Source organism: Asticcacaulis biprosthecium C19 (genome assembly GCF_000204015.1).
GTDB classification, from domain to species: Bacteria; Pseudomonadota; Alphaproteobacteria; order Caulobacterales; family Caulobacteraceae; genus Asticcacaulis; species Asticcacaulis biprosthecius.
Window position 1 is genome coordinate 1,329,160 of record NZ_GL883077.1, and the last position, 15,638, is coordinate 1,344,797.

General features: G+C 59.3%; 11 protein-coding genes and 1 pseudogene. 11 read left to right on the forward strand and 1 reads right to left on the reverse strand.

Translation table 11 applies throughout. The features are described 5' to 3' along the window. Positions 1–119: 119 nt before the first annotated feature. The 10 genes and pseudogenes from ABI_RS24950 (at position 120) to ABI_RS06420 (ending at position 13,598) form a co-directional block, all read left to right on the forward strand. Positions 120–1,004, forward strand: a complete 885-nt coding sequence (locus ABI_RS24950; protein WP_157138722.1) for a hypothetical protein — start codon at positions 120–122, stop codon at positions 1,002–1,004. Positions 1,005–1,311: 307 nt separating this feature from the next. Next, positions 1,312–1,653: pseudogene (locus tag ABI_RS06380) on the forward strand (transposase); the annotation flags it as partial. 145 nt (positions 1,654–1,798) lie between these two features. Further along, complete coding sequence (locus tag ABI_RS06385) at positions 1,799–3,166, forward strand: glycoside hydrolase family 27 protein (RefSeq protein ID WP_006272063.1); 1,368 nt, start codon at positions 1,799–1,801, stop codon at positions 3,164–3,166. A 238-nt stretch (positions 3,167–3,404) separates the two neighbouring features. Further along, on the forward strand, positions 3,405–4,496 hold the full coding sequence (locus tag ABI_RS06390) for an ABC transporter ATP-binding protein (protein WP_006272064.1): 1,092 nt from the start codon (positions 3,405–3,407) through the stop codon (positions 4,494–4,496). A gap of 160 nt (positions 4,497–4,656) precedes the next feature. After that, complete coding sequence (locus ABI_RS06395) at positions 4,657–5,574, forward strand: carbohydrate ABC transporter permease (RefSeq protein ID WP_006272065.1); 918 nt, start codon at positions 4,657–4,659, stop codon at positions 5,572–5,574. After that, positions 5,571–6,407, forward strand: a complete 837-nt coding sequence (locus tag ABI_RS06400) for a carbohydrate ABC transporter permease (protein ID WP_006272066.1) — start codon at positions 5,571–5,573, stop codon at positions 6,405–6,407. The genes ABI_RS06395 and ABI_RS06400 overlap by 4 nt, the downstream gene beginning before the upstream one ends. Before the next feature lie 77 nt (positions 6,408–6,484). After that, on the forward strand, positions 6,485–7,795 hold the full coding sequence (locus tag ABI_RS06405) for an ABC transporter substrate-binding protein (protein ID WP_157138724.1): 1,311 nt from the start codon (positions 6,485–6,487) through the stop codon (positions 7,793–7,795). Continuing rightward, entirely contained in the window at positions 7,792–9,318 is a 1,527-nt protein-coding gene (gene arfA / locus ABI_RS06410) for an arabinosylfuranosidase ArfA (RefSeq protein ID WP_006272068.1), read from the forward strand. The genes ABI_RS06405 and arfA overlap by 4 nt, the downstream gene beginning before the upstream one ends. Before the next feature lie 344 nt (positions 9,319–9,662). Then, a complete protein-coding gene (locus tag ABI_RS06415) occupies positions 9,663–12,518 on the forward strand; it encodes a TonB-dependent receptor (protein WP_006272069.1) in 2,856 nt (951 codons plus the stop codon). A gap of 105 nt (positions 12,519–12,623) precedes the next feature. Further along, positions 12,624–13,598 carry an arabinan endo-1,5-alpha-L-arabinosidase gene (locus tag ABI_RS06420; protein ID WP_006272070.1) on the forward strand — a complete coding sequence of 325 codons (975 nt, stop codon included), beginning with the start codon at positions 12,624–12,626 and terminating at the stop codon, positions 13,596–13,598. A 159-nt stretch (positions 13,599–13,757) separates the two neighbouring features. Here the strand turns inward: ABI_RS06420 and araD1 are convergent, their stop codons facing one another. Beyond that, entirely contained in the window at positions 13,758–14,750 is a 993-nt protein-coding gene (gene araD1 / locus ABI_RS06425) for an AraD1 family protein (protein WP_006272071.1), read from the reverse strand. Between the two features lie 104 nt (positions 14,751–14,854). Here araD1 and ABI_RS06430 point away from each other — a divergent pair, with 104 nt between their 5' ends. Beyond that, positions 14,855–15,616, forward strand: coding sequence for a FadR/GntR family transcriptional regulator (locus tag ABI_RS06430; protein ID WP_006272072.1), 762 nt, complete (start codon positions 14,855–14,857; stop codon positions 15,614–15,616). Positions 15,617–15,638: the final 22 nt, after the last annotated feature.

Genomic DNA, 15,638 nt, shown 5'->3' on the forward strand with positions numbered 1-15,638 from the left:
CTCCCTCTCCTGTCCCCCTATTCTCCCATATTCTCCCACAGTGGAAAAATAACCCAACAAGAGTTCAATAGAATTGCTTCTGAAGTTTACAAGCAGTTTCCGCTATTTTGAGAGTCGAAATGAAGGAAGTTTATCATCTCCGTCTTCGAAATCGGTTGGTAAAAGATATCCTGCCTATCGGATTTGGAAAAATTTTAGGTGACAACGAATTCGCTATCAGAGTGGTAGAGATTACTCGATCGGATCCGTATTTTGAGCTTCTACAGAAGAGGTATAGAAACGGAGAAGAATTTATTTTAACAAGTTGGAGCGTAAAGCGAAATTATACAAAACAGGAAATTGGCGCGGCACGCTTGTTTCGTGTCCGTCTTGGAACTCCATTCGAGCCATGCGGTGAAGATTGCGGTACTGAGTACGAGGAGGCTACTGGGTGCCGAGTTTGTGGGGCGGGCGCTGAGCATCGCGGTCCTTTATACTTGCGGGAAAGCAACCTTCCCAGAACTGACATTGGGCATTCGATAGCGGATGAAATCGTCGTTAGGAGGGGCTTTGCTGAATGCTTTTGGCGCTACAATCTAACTGGCCCGACCTTTAATCCAATCTATCAGAAAAGCAATAAAGCTATAATCGAAGGCTGGTTTGAAGTCGCAGACTTGCCGCGACTAGCCAATATTGTCGAGCCAACAAATGTATTTAATAATCCATTGATGACTCTGCCAGATATGGGTCAAATATGCCCCGTAGGCGACACAATTGGTCTCAATTTGGTATCTGAAGTGTATGTTGATGTTGATCTTGAGCAAGCTCCTAGTTTTTTTGCTACGAAGCAGTTCACGGGTGTACGTCGCGGAATGTTGAGAGAAACACCAGTGTATTTAGCAAAGCCAGATTTCTTCGATTTCGTCAAAAAGGAAGATATCCGGGGATTATCATTCGAAATTGCTCATTTGCGTCCGGGGTCAAATTTCTCCATGCAAGTAGTTGGAGAATATCGTGGCGGGTGAAGTAGCTGAACCGCCCCGGGATTTCCGTAGGCCAATTTGCGTGAGTCACGCTGCGATGGCAGCGTCCTTCAAGGTGTCATGGTATCGTAGCTCGGCCTCGGCTGGGGGGATGTTGCCGATGGGTTCAAGTAGCCTTCGGTGATTGGTCGTCCGTGAACAACTCGCAGGGCATTGAAGTGGCTGAATAATTTTCACGTCTGAAGTATTCGCGATTACCAGAAATGGCGGTGTCCGCAGCGATTTTCTTGCAATTGACGATCAGCTTTGGCGTGATTCCTTTGTCGCTATAGCGGCCGTGGGAGAGTGCATCGTGCGTCCAAAAGAGCGTCGGCAGACCGGGCAAAGAGATATCTTTCAATCGCGCCTGGACCAGATCATCGATCCGACCCACCCGCTGGTGAAGCTGGCGCAAAAGATCGACTGGACCTTTGTTGAGACCAAGCTTGGCGCGGTTTACACCGATAAGAAAGGTCGGCCGCCTCTGCCGACACGGTTGATGGCTGGGCTGGGGATCCTGAAGGCCACGCACGATCTGTCGGACGAGGTTTGGTGCGCTCGTTGGCTTGAAAACCCTTATTATCAATACTTTTGCGGCAAAGAATTCTTTCGGCACCGTCTGCCGTTTGACCGGTCGTCAATCACGCGTTGGGGTGACGTCCCCGGACAGCCGTGCCTCAAGTGGGGAGAGGGAGATATTGAGTTTACCTGTTCCCACCTGTGACACGCTTTTCCCACTGGTCAGGATTTGCCGGACACTATAGTCTGACAAATAACAACGATCACAGGGATAAGCCATGACCTCCAATTCTCTCAGCCGCCGGGCCATCCTGGCCGGTTCCGCGCTTGCCGGTACAGCTTTGGCCGGTGTGGCCGCCACCCTTCCGGCCGGCGCGTCCGCCCAGACCATTGGATTGCTCGCGCCGACGCCGCCCATGGGCTGGAACAGTTGGAACAGCTTCGCCACCACCATTACCGAAGACCAGTCGCTGGAAACGGCGAAGATCATGGCCGAAAAGCTGCTGCCGTCGGGCTATGATATCTTCACGGTCGATATCCAGTGGTACGAGCCCGAGGCGCGCAGCTACACCTACAACTCTGAGCCCGTGCCGACCATGGATGACCATGGCCGCCTGCTCCCGGCGCCCAACCGATTCCCGTCCTCGGCCAATGGCAAGGGCTTTAAACCGCTGGCCGACAAGGTTCATGTCCTGGGCCTGCGTTTCGGTGTTCACCTGATGCGCGGGATTCCGCGCCTGGCGGTCAAGAAGAACGTGCCGATCATTGGGACGTCCGTAAGGGCGGCTGATATCGCCGACACCACCAGCACTTGCCCGTGGAACCCGGACATGTATGGCGTCGATATGAGCAAGCCGGGCGCGCAAGCCTATTATGACAGTGTCTTCAAGCTGTTCGCATCCTGGGGGGTCGACTTCGTCAAGATGGACGATATGAGCCGGCCCTATGACGCCCATATGGCCGAGATCGAAGCGGCGCATCTGGCGATCCAGAACTCCGGCCGGCCGATGCTGCTGAGCCTGTCACCCGGCGAAACGCCCGTCGCGCGCGGTGAACACGTCCGGCGCTTCGCTCAGATGTGGCGGATCAGCGACGACTTCTGGGACGAATGGAAGCTGCTGGACGACCAGTTTACCCGCTTCGAAAACTGGAACACCTGGCGGGCACCCGGCGCCTGGCCGGACGGCGACATGCTGCCGCTGGGACGACTGGCGCTGGGCGATCGCGACACCAAGTTCACGCCCGATGAGCAGCAGACCCTGATGAGCCTGTGGTCGATCGTGCGTTCGCCGCTGATCATGGGCGGCGACCTGCGCCACCTCGACCAGCCTACCCTGGATCTGCTGACCAATCTGGAAGTGCTGGCCGTCAATCAGGCGAGCCGGGACAACCAGCCGCATTTTCTGGCTGACGGAACGCGGGTGTGGACGGCGCGGGCGGTGAACAATAACGACCTGTATGTGGCGCTGTTCAACACCACCGGCAGCCAGAAGACGGTTGGTTTCCCACTGAAATACGTTGCCGCGACCGGTCGGTTCAAGGTGCGCGACCTGTGGAAACGCGCCGATATCGGAACAGCCGAGGGCAGGGTGCAGGCCGATATTCCCGCGCATGGTTCGGTCCTGTATCGCCTGTCGGCGGCCTAGGTATTTTACTCAGACAAAAATGTAGCGCCGTCCGGATGTGTTCCGGGCGGCGTTTTTACGTAATAGATATAAAAATCAATTATTTAGTGCCTTTCTACAGGGGATATCTTTCATCGCATAATCTATCACCTGCTCTTGCGAGGCTCCGGGTTCGGTGCTAAACGGCTTTTTGTCTGAGTAAAGAGCGGTCGCCGCCATCCAGGCACCAGGGAAACGCAAAAGCAGGATGGGTGGGCGCGTGAGCGGCATCGAAATCAGTCATGTTACCAAGGCCTATGGTGCGACTCCGGTTCTGGATGGCGTAACCTTAAGCATCGCCGACAATGAGTTTGTCGCCTTTCTCGGCCCGTCGGGCTGCGGCAAGACCACGCTGCTGCGGCTGATCGCAGGCCTGGAGGAGGTCGACGCGGGCGAGATCCACATCAATGGCCGCCGGGTCGATCAACTGGCGCCCGGCGCGCGCGGCGTCGCCATGGTGTTCCAGAATTATGCCCTTTATCCCCATATGACCGTGGCCGATAACCTGGCCTTCGGGCTGAAAAACGTCGGTGTGGGAAAAGCTGAGATTGAGACTCGCATCGCCGAGGCGGCGCGGATTCTGGAGATCGGCGATTATCTTCATCGCAAGCCTGGCGAGTTGTCGGGCGGCCAGAAGCAACGCGTCGCGATCGGGCGGGCGATTGTCAAAAAGCCGGATTTGTTCCTGTTCGACGAGCCCTTGTCGAATCTGGATGCCGCCTTGCGTATGCGCACGCGGCTGGAACTGGCGCAACTGCGGCGGCGGCTGAAGGCGACGATGATTTTGGTGACCCACGACCAGGTCGAAGCCATGACCCTGGCCGACCGCATCGTGGTGATGAAAGACCGCAAGATCCAGCAGGTCGGCACGCCGATGGAAATCTATACCCGGCCGGCCAATGTGTTCGTGGCCGGGTTTGTCGGTTCGCCGCCGATGAATATTCTGAAGGTCGAGCTGGATACGGCTGGTCCGGTGGCCATGGCGAAGCTGGCCGGCGGGGTGTTCAAGACCGGTGTTGTGTCGGCAGGATTGCCGGCGTCGAGTGACTGGCGGATCGGCTTACGGCCTGAGAACGTCCACATCGCCGGATCGGGTGACGGCCTGGCGGCGACGGTAGAATTCGTTGAGCGGTTGGGCGAACGGACCCTGGTCTATACCAAACTGGCCGATGGGACGGCTGTGACGGCCGAAGACGCCGGCACCAGCAAGGTCAAGATGGGCGATCCTGTCGGGTTGAGGATGGATGCTGAGGCGGCGCATCTGTTTGACGGCGAGGGTGTGGGTTATCATGCGCCGGAGGTAGAGGGATGAGGGGGGAAGGAAAATCCCCTCTCCCCGTTCTTCACGGGGAGTGGGTAAGGGTGAGGGGCCTCTTGGCTTCCGGTGCTCGGACGTCTTCGGAAGGCCCCTCACCCGATCGCCTACGCTTCGCTCGGCTCTCGTCCTCTCCCCGTAAACGGGGAGAGGTAAGATGACTGCGTCGTCGCTGAAATCGCGCGGATCCTGGACCAATGCCCTGTTCGTGGCGCCGTATCTGTTCGTCTATCTCTGCCTGCTGATCTATCCGCTGATCGCCGGGATGGGGTTGAGCCTGTTCAAGGCCGACCTGTTCGGTGGCGGGACCTTTGTCGGGTTCGAAAACTTCGCGCGGCTGTTCCGCGATGAAGTCTTTCTGCAAAGCGTCGCCAATACCTTCTATTTTGTTGCCCTGACCGTGCCGCCGTTGACGGTGTTGCCGCTGTTCTTGGCGCTGCTGCTGAACCGCACGACGCGGGTGGCGGCGTTTTTCCGCGGCGTCTTTTTCTCGTCGTCGGTGCTGTCGGTGACCATCGTCACCCTGGTCTGGCGCATGATCCTGATGAGCGAAGGCGGGTTGGCCTCCAATATCACCGCCCTGTTCGGCGCCGAGGCCATCGCCTTCCTTAGCGACCCCAAGATTGTCATGATCTCCATGGCCATCATCACCGTGTGGTGGTGTCTGGGTTTGCCGATGATGCTGTACCTGTCGGCCTTGCAGCAGGTGCCGAAAGATATCTACGAAGCCGCCGAGCTCGACAACGCCTCGTGGTGGCGGACCTTGTGGTCGATCACCCTGCCCAGCGTGTCGCGGACCATCATCCTGGTCGCTATTTTCGAATGTGTGTTGCAGTTCCAGTTGTTTGGTCAGCCGCAGTTGATCACCCAGGGCGGACCCAATGGCGCCTCGCGGCCGATCGTCCTGTTCATCTTCGAAATCGGCTTCCGCCGTTGGGATGTCGGCTATGCCGCTGCGGCGTCGCAGATCCTGTTCGCCATCATCCTGATCGCGACCCTGGTGCAGTATTTTGTGACGACCCGGCGCTCAAGGAGCGAAGCGTTAGCGCAACCAAAAGTACGAGGTAACGCATGACGGCCTCGGACAACAAACGCCTGCGAGATGTCGCCCTACTGGCGACCCTGGTCGTGCTGGGCTTCATCATGCTGGTGCCGTTGATGTGGACCGTGCTGCTGTCGCTGAAGTCCAACAGCGACCTGTTGCAGTCGACGGCCAATGCGTTTCATGGGCCCTATACAGTTGAAAACTATGCCGCCATCACCAAAAGCTCGGGCGTGTTCCGCTGGCTGATGAATTCGGTCATCGTGTCGGGTTTGCAGACGATCGGCGTGCTCGTCCTGGCCTCGTTGGCCGGGTATGGCTTCGCCCGGCTGGAGTTCCCCTATCGTGACCAGATATTCCTGCTGGTGCTGTTCGGGTTGGCTATCCCCGAGCAGGCGGTGATCATCACGCGCCACCAGCTCTTCACTGGCCTGCATCTGCATAATTCCTATCCTGGCCTGATCCTGCCGGGACTGGCGGCCCCGTTCGGCGTCTTCCTGATGACCCAGTATTTCAAGGCCATCCCGAAGGAGCTGGATGAGGCCGCCATCCTCGACAACGCCTCACGGTTCAAGATTTTCTGGAAGGTGTTGCTGCCGTTGACCATTCCGGCGCAGGCGACCTTGGGGATATTTACGTTCCTGGGTTCGTGGAACGACTACTGGTGGCCGCTGATCTCGGCAACCCGGGCGGATATGTTTACGCTTACGGTCGGTTTGTCGGCGTCGCAGATCAACTTCGCCCAGACGTCGGGGTTGGGGTATCTGATGACCCAGGCGGTGTTCGCCGCTGTGCCGATCCTGATCGTCTATATCATCTTCCAGAAGTACATCGTGCGCGCGGTGGCGGGAGCGGCGATACGATGATTGGACCTTTCAAGAAAAGAACCCCTCACCCCCACCCTCTCCCCTCAAGTGGGGAGAGGGAGTTTAGAGCGGTGCTGATGGCTCTGATAGGGCTAACCTTGATGAGCTGCCAGCCGAAGTCAGATGTGACCGAGGTGACGGTTCAGCGCATCTTCGGCGAGTGCCGCGCCAATGTTCCGCAAGGCCAGGCGCCGATCAAGAACCCCGACGGCGAATGCGAAGTCGTCACCCATCTGCTCGACGAGTTCCAGAAGGCCAATCCGGATATCAAGCTGAAGGTCAATATCGCGCCATGGCCCGGTTACGACCAACTCTCGGCGCAGTTCGCCTCCGGTGATCCGCCCGATATCGCCACCATGCACATGTCGGCCATGCCCGATTTCGCCTCGCGCGGCCTGATCGAGCCGTTAGACGGCGGGTTCAAGGAAGTCAGTCTCGACGTCGACAACTTCACGCCGGCGGCGCGCAATGGCGTGACGATTGATGGTCAAGTTTACGGCATGCCGTTCGACAACTGGACCCAGCTCTGGCACGTCAATATGAACCTGTTCGCCAAGGCCGGACTGGTGCGCGACGGCCAGCCCATCCTGCCGCGTAATCCTGACGAACTGCTGGCCCAGGCGCGGCAGTTTAAAGCAAAGACAGGCCTGCCGTACCTGCTGCAGCCGACCGATAACGAACGCGCCGCCTTTACGCGCAACCTGTTCACCTATCTCCTGGATCAGAAGGCCGTTGTCTTCAGTGACCCCAAGACCATCCGGCTGAACACGCCGGAAGCCCGCCGCATCGTCAACCTGTTCAAGCAGATCTATGCCGAGGGATTGATGGCGCCGGGCCAGGACTACCCCGCGGCGATGGCGGCATTTCTGAACGGGGAGGGCGGTATCTGCCTGGTCGGGACCTGGATGATCGGTACCTTCGAAGCCGAGGCCAATACCGCTGGCCGCCCGCTGTATCAAGGCTATACCGTCAAGCCCTATCCGATGCTGTATGGCACGGAGCAGGCCGCCTTTGTCGACGGCCATGCCTGGGTGATGCCGAAACGCGACCGTACGCCGGCCGAGCGCGCCGCCGTGCTGAAGCTGATGAAGTTCCTGCAGGTCCACGACTACGACTGGGCGCGCACCGGCCATTTGCCGACCCAGAAGGATGTTGCGCAGAGCGCGCAATATCTCAGCCTGCCGCACCGCAACGACATCGTCGCCCTGGCGTCGACGGGCAAGACCCTGCCCGCCGGCGTCGAGCGCCAGTTCGCCATCCAGGACATTGTCGGTGACGAAATGGCCTCGGCCATCCGTGGCCACAAGAGCGTGGATGCGGCGCTTTCCGATGCCGAACACCGCGTCAATGACCTGCTTTTCCATGTTCTTTCGAGACAAGACAGATGACACTCCCCGCAAAAACCTTGACTGCTAAGATCGTCGCCGACCGCGACTTTATCGTCGCCCCGCTGGACCGCCGCGTCTTCGGCACCTTCGTCGAGCACCTGGGCCGCTGCGTCTATGGTGGCATCTATGAGCCCGGCCATGCCACGGCCGACGAGAACGGCTTTCGCGGCGACGTGCTGGCGCTGACCCGGGAACTGGGCGTTACGGTGGTGCGCTATCCCGGCGGCAACTTCCTGTCGGGCTATGATTGGGAAGACGGTGTAGGTCCGAAGGAAGACCGTCCGGTGCGCCTGGACCTGGCCTGGGCCTCCACCGAGACCAACCAGTTTGGCACCAACGAATTCATGCTTTGGGCCAACAAGGCCGGGGTCGAACCGATGTTCGCCGTCAACCTGGGCACACGCGGCCCGGCCGAAGCGCGCGATTTCCTGGAGTACTGCAACCATCCGGGCGGCACCAAGTTCTCGGACCTGCGCAAATCCCACGGCTTCGAGCAGCCGCACAACATCAAGTTCTGGTGTCTGGGCAATGAGATGGACGGGCCGTGGCAAACCTGCGCCAAGACGGCCCGGGAATACGGCGCCCTGGCCCGCGAAACCGCCAAGGTGATGCGCTGGATCTCGCCCGACCTGGAACTGGCCGCCTGCGGGTCGTCGCAGCGCGCCATGCCGACCTATGCCAAGTGGGAATACGAGGTGCTGGACGAGTGTTTCGAGCAGGTCGACTTCATCTCGTTGCACGCCTATTTCCGCAATGATGGCAATGACATCGCCGAGTTCTTCGGCGAGATCGATAACCTAAAGGTCTATATCGACGAGATCATCGCCGTGTCGGATGCGGTGGCGGCCAAGCGCCGGTCGAAGAAGCGTATCATGCTGTCCTTCGACGAGTGGAATGTCTGGTATAAGGCGCATCGCCCGGAAGACCTGAAAAAGCCGGGGTGGCCCGAAGCGCCGCCGCTGCTGGAAGAACTGTACAATTTCGAGGACGCCCTGGTTGTTGGCGGCGCCTTGCTGACCTTGATGAACCGCGCCGACCGCGTGAAGGCGGCCTGCCTGGCGCAACTGGTCAATGTCATCGGGCCGATCTTCACCGAAACCGGCGGGCCGGCCTGGCGCCAGACCATCTTCCATCCGATCGCCGACTGCACCCGCAATGGTCATGGTGAAATCCTGAAACTGAAGGTCGATAGTTCGACCTTTACGACGAAGGCGCATGGCGAGGTGCCGCACCTGATTGCCTGCGGCGTGTTCAATCCGCAAACCGGTCAGGTCAGCCTGTTCGCGCTGAACCGCTCGACGGAGGACGCGATGGAGCTGGATGTCGACCTGCGCGGACTGGGTGAGGCGTTGAAGGTGGGTGAGTCGCAGGAACTGTATGATCCGAATCTGAAGGCGATCAATTCCAAGGATGCGCCCGATGCGGTTTCACCCAAGCCGAACGGCACGGCGCGAATCAGCGGCTGCCGGTTTACGGCGACGTTGAAGCCGCAATCTTGGAACGTGTTCACGTTGATGGCGTAAGCGAGGTCGGGGCTGAATGTCTATTTGTCGGACGACGCGAAGGCGCTAATCGGCGCATAACATCCAATTATGTCATACCAGAATCGCGTGAAACCCACTGAATTTCAATGGATAATATCGCCAGATTGTAAATTGCGAAGCCCTGTACTTTCATGTGTGAAAATTTACAACCTTGATTTTGCTGATGAAGTTTTGGGTGTTGTTGCGCTTATGAGACATTGAGTTCATAAATCAGACAAAATGGGGTTGAGCTTGGCTTGCGCTATTGACAGTAGATTATTGTCGGACAATATCGCAGCATAGGTTCAGGCCCAAAATGAACCATTTCTGCCAGGGAGCTAAAAATGTCTGACATCTCGTCGGCCCGTCGTCGCGGCCGTCATCTGAAATCCATCTGCCTGACGGCTGTATCCGTGATGGCCCTTGGCATGGGCGCGCAAGCTGCGATGGCCCAGGACACGCCGGCCGCCGCCACCGATGACAATGTCGTCGTCGTGACCGGCGTTCGCGCCTCCATCCAGAAGAGCCTGAACATCAAGCGCCGTTCGGTCCAGGTCGTCGACTCGGTCGTCGCCGAAGACATCGGCAAGCTGCCTGACAACAACGTTGTCGAGGCGCTGCAGCGCGTGACCGGCATCCAGGTCGCCAATCGTGGCGGCGGCGAAGGCTCGGGCATTTTCATCCGCGGTATGCCGGACATCACCACCACGTGGAACGGCCGCAATATCTTTACCGCCTCCGGTCGTCAGCTTGAGTTGCAAGATATTCCGTCGAACCTGATCAGCCGTATCGACGTCTACAAGACCCGCTCTGCCGACCAGTTCGAAGCCGGCCTCGGTGGTCAGATCGACGTCTTTACCCGCCGTCCGTTCGATTTCAAGGGACCGGAACTGTCGTTGTCGGCCCGGAACGTCTATCTGATGCCGGCGGATAAGCTGAACCCCAGCATGTCGGCCCTGGTGTCCAATCGCTGGGAAACCAGCCATGGCGACGTTGGCGCCTTGCTGAACGTCTCGTACAACCGTACCCAGTACCGCGACGAAAACATCACCGCCGGCGCGATGGTGCCCTATATGACGGCCAACCCGCCGGCTGGCTGGGCACCGTACGAAAAGATCAACGGCAGTGATGGACGGGTGCCGAACTTGGCGACAGCGGATCCGAACGACCTGCTGCAACTGTGGCAGCCGGGTTCCGAGCGTGGCCTGCCGTGGGCCGCCGGCTCAACCCTCGACTTCAATGGCACCCCTGTGCCCTACGTCCTGACGCGCGATGCCGTGATCGCCACCGATCTGCTGGGCGATCGTGAACGCCCGGCGGCTAACCTGGCCCTGCAATGGCGTCCCAATGCCGACGCCGAATATACCTTCGAATACGCGTACGAAGGTTACCGCAACACGATCAAGCAGCGCATGCTGTTCACCTTCGTCGATTGGTGGGGCAGCTTGGGCGCCAATCCCGGCTCGACCGTCGAACTCTATCCGAACAGCAATGTTATCAAGTCGCGGACGGTCAACTTCCCGTTCAGCTTCACCAGCGGTGAAAACACCACCCAGAGCACCGACACCCACATTTTTGCCCTGAACGGTAAGTGGAACATTGGCGACAAGCTGCGCGTGACGGCTGACCTGTCGCACGTCAGCAGCGAGTTCAACACGCAGTTCATCGCGTTGCGTGCCACGCACGTCTTCGACAAGGTGACGGTTGATTTCAACGACAATGACGGCGTGCCTTCGCTAGCCTATGGCAACAATGCCGACGCCGCCAATCCGGCCATGTGGAATGCCGACTATTTCTACGATAATGCCAACCGCAACGAGGGCAGCGGTACAGCCCTAACCGTGCGCGGCGTCTATCAGGCTGATAAGGGTCCACTTAAGACGATCAGCTTCGGTTTCAACTACGACACCCATGACGCGACCGAAGCCCGCTGGTTCCAGGACGGCTGTATGTGCGGCCCCGCCTTGACGACCTACGATCCGGATTTCGTCACCTACAACAGCGGCTTCTTCGACGGCATCGCCGATTTCCCGCACTCGTGGGCCGTCGTCAACGGCGATTATCTGGTAGAAAATGCCGATGCCATGCGTCGCCTTGTCCAGGCGCGTGAGCCGTGGCGCGGCATCAAGACCAGCGAAGCTCTAAAGTTCGACACGACCTTTGAGATCACCGAGAAGACAGGCTCGGCCTATGTCATGGCCGACTTTGAGAATAGTCTGTTTGGCGGCACTCTGTTCAGCCAGATCGGGGTTCGCTACGTCGACGTCAGCACCGACATGACGTTCGGCGCCAATGGTGCCGAGGCTCAGGTCGCCAAGTACCTGCCCAGCGTGACCGTGCGTTACGACGCGACCGACGATATCCGTCTGCGTTTCAACTACGGTGAAACCCTGCGCCGGCCGAACTTTGCCGATCTCAATCCCACCCGCAACCTGGGCGACGACCTGACCAATACGGGCTATGGCACCGGCAGCAGCGGTAATCCGAACCTGCGTCCGACCGAATCCAAGAATGTCGATTTTGGCTTCGAATGGTATTTTGCCCGTGACAGCCTGTTCAACGTGACGCTGTTCCGTCGCGAAATCGAAGGCCTGGTCGTGCCGCTGCTCAACCGCATCACCGACACCGATCCGCGTTATCCGAACACGGACACCTTCATCGTGACCTCGCCGGTCAACGCTTCCGACGGCGTGCTGCAAGGCGCCGAAGTGGCCATGACCTACTTCCCGAAGTGGTTGCCTGACGCGCTGGACGGTTTCGGTATCCAGGGCAGTCTGACCATGCTCGACTCGTCGCAGAACATCCCGATCACCAACCTGCAGGGTGTGATTGTCGATCAGGCCGAGACCGACTTCTTCGGTGTGTCTGACCTGTCGTACAACGTCACCCTGGTCTACGACAAAGGCCCGTTTGACGCTCGCGTGTCCTATGTCTGGCGTGACGACTGGTTGCGCAACAACGAGGCCCGCCTGTTCGCCAACCCGATCGGTATCTGGTCGCGTGACGAAGGCTTCCTCGACTTCCAGCTCAGCTACGACGTCAGCGACAAGGTGGCGGTGACCTTCGACGCCACCAACATCCTCAAGCAAAAGAGCCAGGGCTACTACAAGTTCGAAGACGTCGGCAGCCCTGAGATGAGCAACTTCAATAACTTCCTCATCAGCAGCTCGTTTGCGGTCGGTGTGCGCTGGAAGATGTAGTTTGTAAAAAAGCTTCTCCCAAGGTCTTTAATCTCCTAACCTAAAGACCCTTTTCGGGGCGCCGTCGCACTCTTCCGCGCCGGCGCCCTTTTTTCGAGGTTTGCCATGTTGACAAAGCGGCAGATGCTGGGTGGCGTCGTCGGGCTTGGCCTGATCGGGCCGGCTACGCGGGCGAAAGACCTGAGCGGTGACCTTGCGCCGGTGCACGATCCCTGCATCATCAAGGATAAGGCTGTGTATCACCTGTTCTCGACGTCGCAGTTGCGCGAGGGCGGGCTGATTGTCTGGCGGACCTCGCCGGACATGGTCACCTGGACCTTGAAGGGGCATGTTCTGCGCGAGTTTCCAAAGTGGGTGACCGATGCGGTGCCCGGAACGCGCGGCGCTTGGGCGCCGGACATCGCTTTCGTCAACGGGCGCTTCCACCTGTACTATTCCGCCTCGACCTTTGGGTCGAACCGTTCGGTGATCGGGCTTTTGACCTCACCGACCCTGGATACCTCCGATCCGGCCTTCGGGTGGAAGGACGAGGGGCTGGTGGTCGAATCCGATGCCCATAACAGATACAATGCTATCGATTCCAACTACCTGATCGCGGCGGACGGCAAGCACTGGATCTCGTTCGGTTCCTTCTGGTCAGGCATTCAGTTGCACGAGGCCGACCCGAAGACGGGCAAGCCGAAGAACCGGCTGAAGAAGCCGAAAAACATCGCCAGCCGGCCGATGCCCGGCGCGGTCGAGGCGCCGGTGATCATCCGGCGGGGCGCATTGTACTACCTGTTTGCGTCCTACGATTTCTGCTGCAAGGGCGTGGACAGTACCTACTATACCGTCGTCGGGCGATCGGCTGGCGTGGATGGCCCCTATATCGACGACACGGGCGCGAAGCTGCTCGATGGCGGCGGACGGACGGTCCTGCAGGCCGATGATCGCTGGAAAGGGCCGGGGCACTGCGCCGTGTTCGAGGACGAAGGCGTGCACTACATCGTGTATCATGCCTATGACGGCCAGGCTGGCGGAAGGCCCACACTGCGGATCCAGGCGCTGAACTGGACGGAGGACGGGTGGCCAACAGTGTAAGGGAAAGAAGCAGGAGGCGCAGCCTCCTGCACCTCGCAACTGAACAGTGTTACTTATACCAATAAAAAAGACCGGGACTTGGCCCCGGTCTTTTTATTGGTGCAGGTAAACGCTATCGAGTTTCGGGGTGCAGGGGCCCGCGGCCTCTGCCTCTTTTCTCTACAACGCTGTCACCGTCACCTTCCGTTCGACCTCGGTCTGAAGTGGGTTCTTCAGCCCGTACAGGAAGGCGTCGGCGGTGATCTCAAAAACGTCGCCGTCCTGCGTCTTGACGCCATCGGCAAATGACGCCGTGGCCGTGCCGAAGCAGTGGACATGGATGTCGCCCGGCGTGCGGAACAGTTCGTACTTGAAGTGGTGGTGCTCCAGGTTATCGAAGCTGTGAGACATGTTGTCCTCGCCCGAGATGAAGGGCTTTTCCCAGATCACCTCATTGCCACGCCAGATGCGTGAGGTGCCGCGGACATCCTTCGGCAGTTCACCCACCAGGATCTCCACGCCCAGCGATGCGGGACGCAGCTTGGAGTGGGCCAGCCACAGATAGTTCTGCTTCTCGACCACGTGGTCCGAAAACTCGTTGGCAATGGCCCAGCCGATACGGTAGGGCGTGCCGTCGTCACCGATGACATAGATGCCAGCCATTTCCGGCTCTTCGCCGCCGTCTTCGGCGAAGCTGGGCGAGGTCAGGGGCGCGTTCGGGCCGACCAGGGTGTTGCCATTGCCCTTGTAGAACCATTCCGGCTGAACACCCGTCTCACCGGCCGCCGGCTTGCCGTTCTTCACGCCCATCAGGAACATGCGCATCGAATCGGTCTGGACCTCAGCCTGGGCCGCCGCCTTGTGCATCTTGTCGCGGCCCTCGGCCGAACCCAGGTGCGTCAGGCCGGTGCCCGTGACGTGCAGGTGCGAGGCGTCGGGATGGTCGATCGGGCACAACACCCGGCCTTCCGACAAGGCCACCGCGACATCGACGGCATCACCCAGGCCCTGTTTTTCCACCTGGGCCGCCAGCGCTGCGCCGGTGGAAATGGCCGCCTTGGCCAGTTCATAGGTCGTCGACACGCCATTGACGAGGTGCGCGCCATCCTCGGTTGCCGCAACAAGCTGCCGTTCGCCCGAAGCGCTGACGATCTGGATGAGACGCAAAGTCATGGGAAGTCCTCCTGAAAACTGGCCTTTTAATAGTCTGACAAATTGGCGATGTAAAGACCGCAGTTCGCCTTGTCAAATGTCTGAGGAAATGTCATCCTTGTTACATGAACGCCTACGACAAAAGGGGCCGGGGAGACGCCACGGAAACACCTTTGCGCCATCATATGGGGCAGGGGCGGCTGCATGGCGCGCTGGCGCACCGGCTGGGCGTGGATATCCTACGCGGAGTCTATCGCCAGGGCCAGACCCTGCCTAACGAAATGGACTCCAGCAGCACACTGGAAATTTCGCGTTCCGCCTATCGCGAAGCCATCCGCATCCTGGCCGCCAAGGGCATGGTTGAAAGCCGGCCGAAGACCGGCACCCGCGTCACCGCCCGCACACGTTGGAATATCCTCGATCCCGAAGTTCTGGGCTGGATGTTCGAGACCGAACCCAGCGAAAAATTCATCCTCGACCTGTTCGAACTGCGCCTGATCACCGAGCCGACGGCCGCCGCTTTTGCCGCCCAGCGCCGCCAGCCGGAACATATCGAAGCCATGGATCACGCCCTTATCGTCATGGCGCAACAGACCCTGGCCACCGAAGCCGGCCGCCAGGCTGACCTCGATTTTCATGATGCCCTGATGCAGGCTTCCGGCAACGAAGCGCTCGCGTCTCTGAGTTCCTCGATCGGCGCCGCGGTGGCGTGGTCGACGCGCTATAAGCAGCGGATGGCGGCCCTGGACCGTGACCCGGTTCCTGACCACCGCGCTGTGTTCGAAGCCATTGCCCGCGGTGACGAGGGTGATGCCCGCTGGACGATGGAGTCGCTGGTGCGTCTCGCCCTGCGCGACACCCAGCGCAGTATGCAGAAACTCGGCTGATATTTGTGTGAGTAAAAGTGTG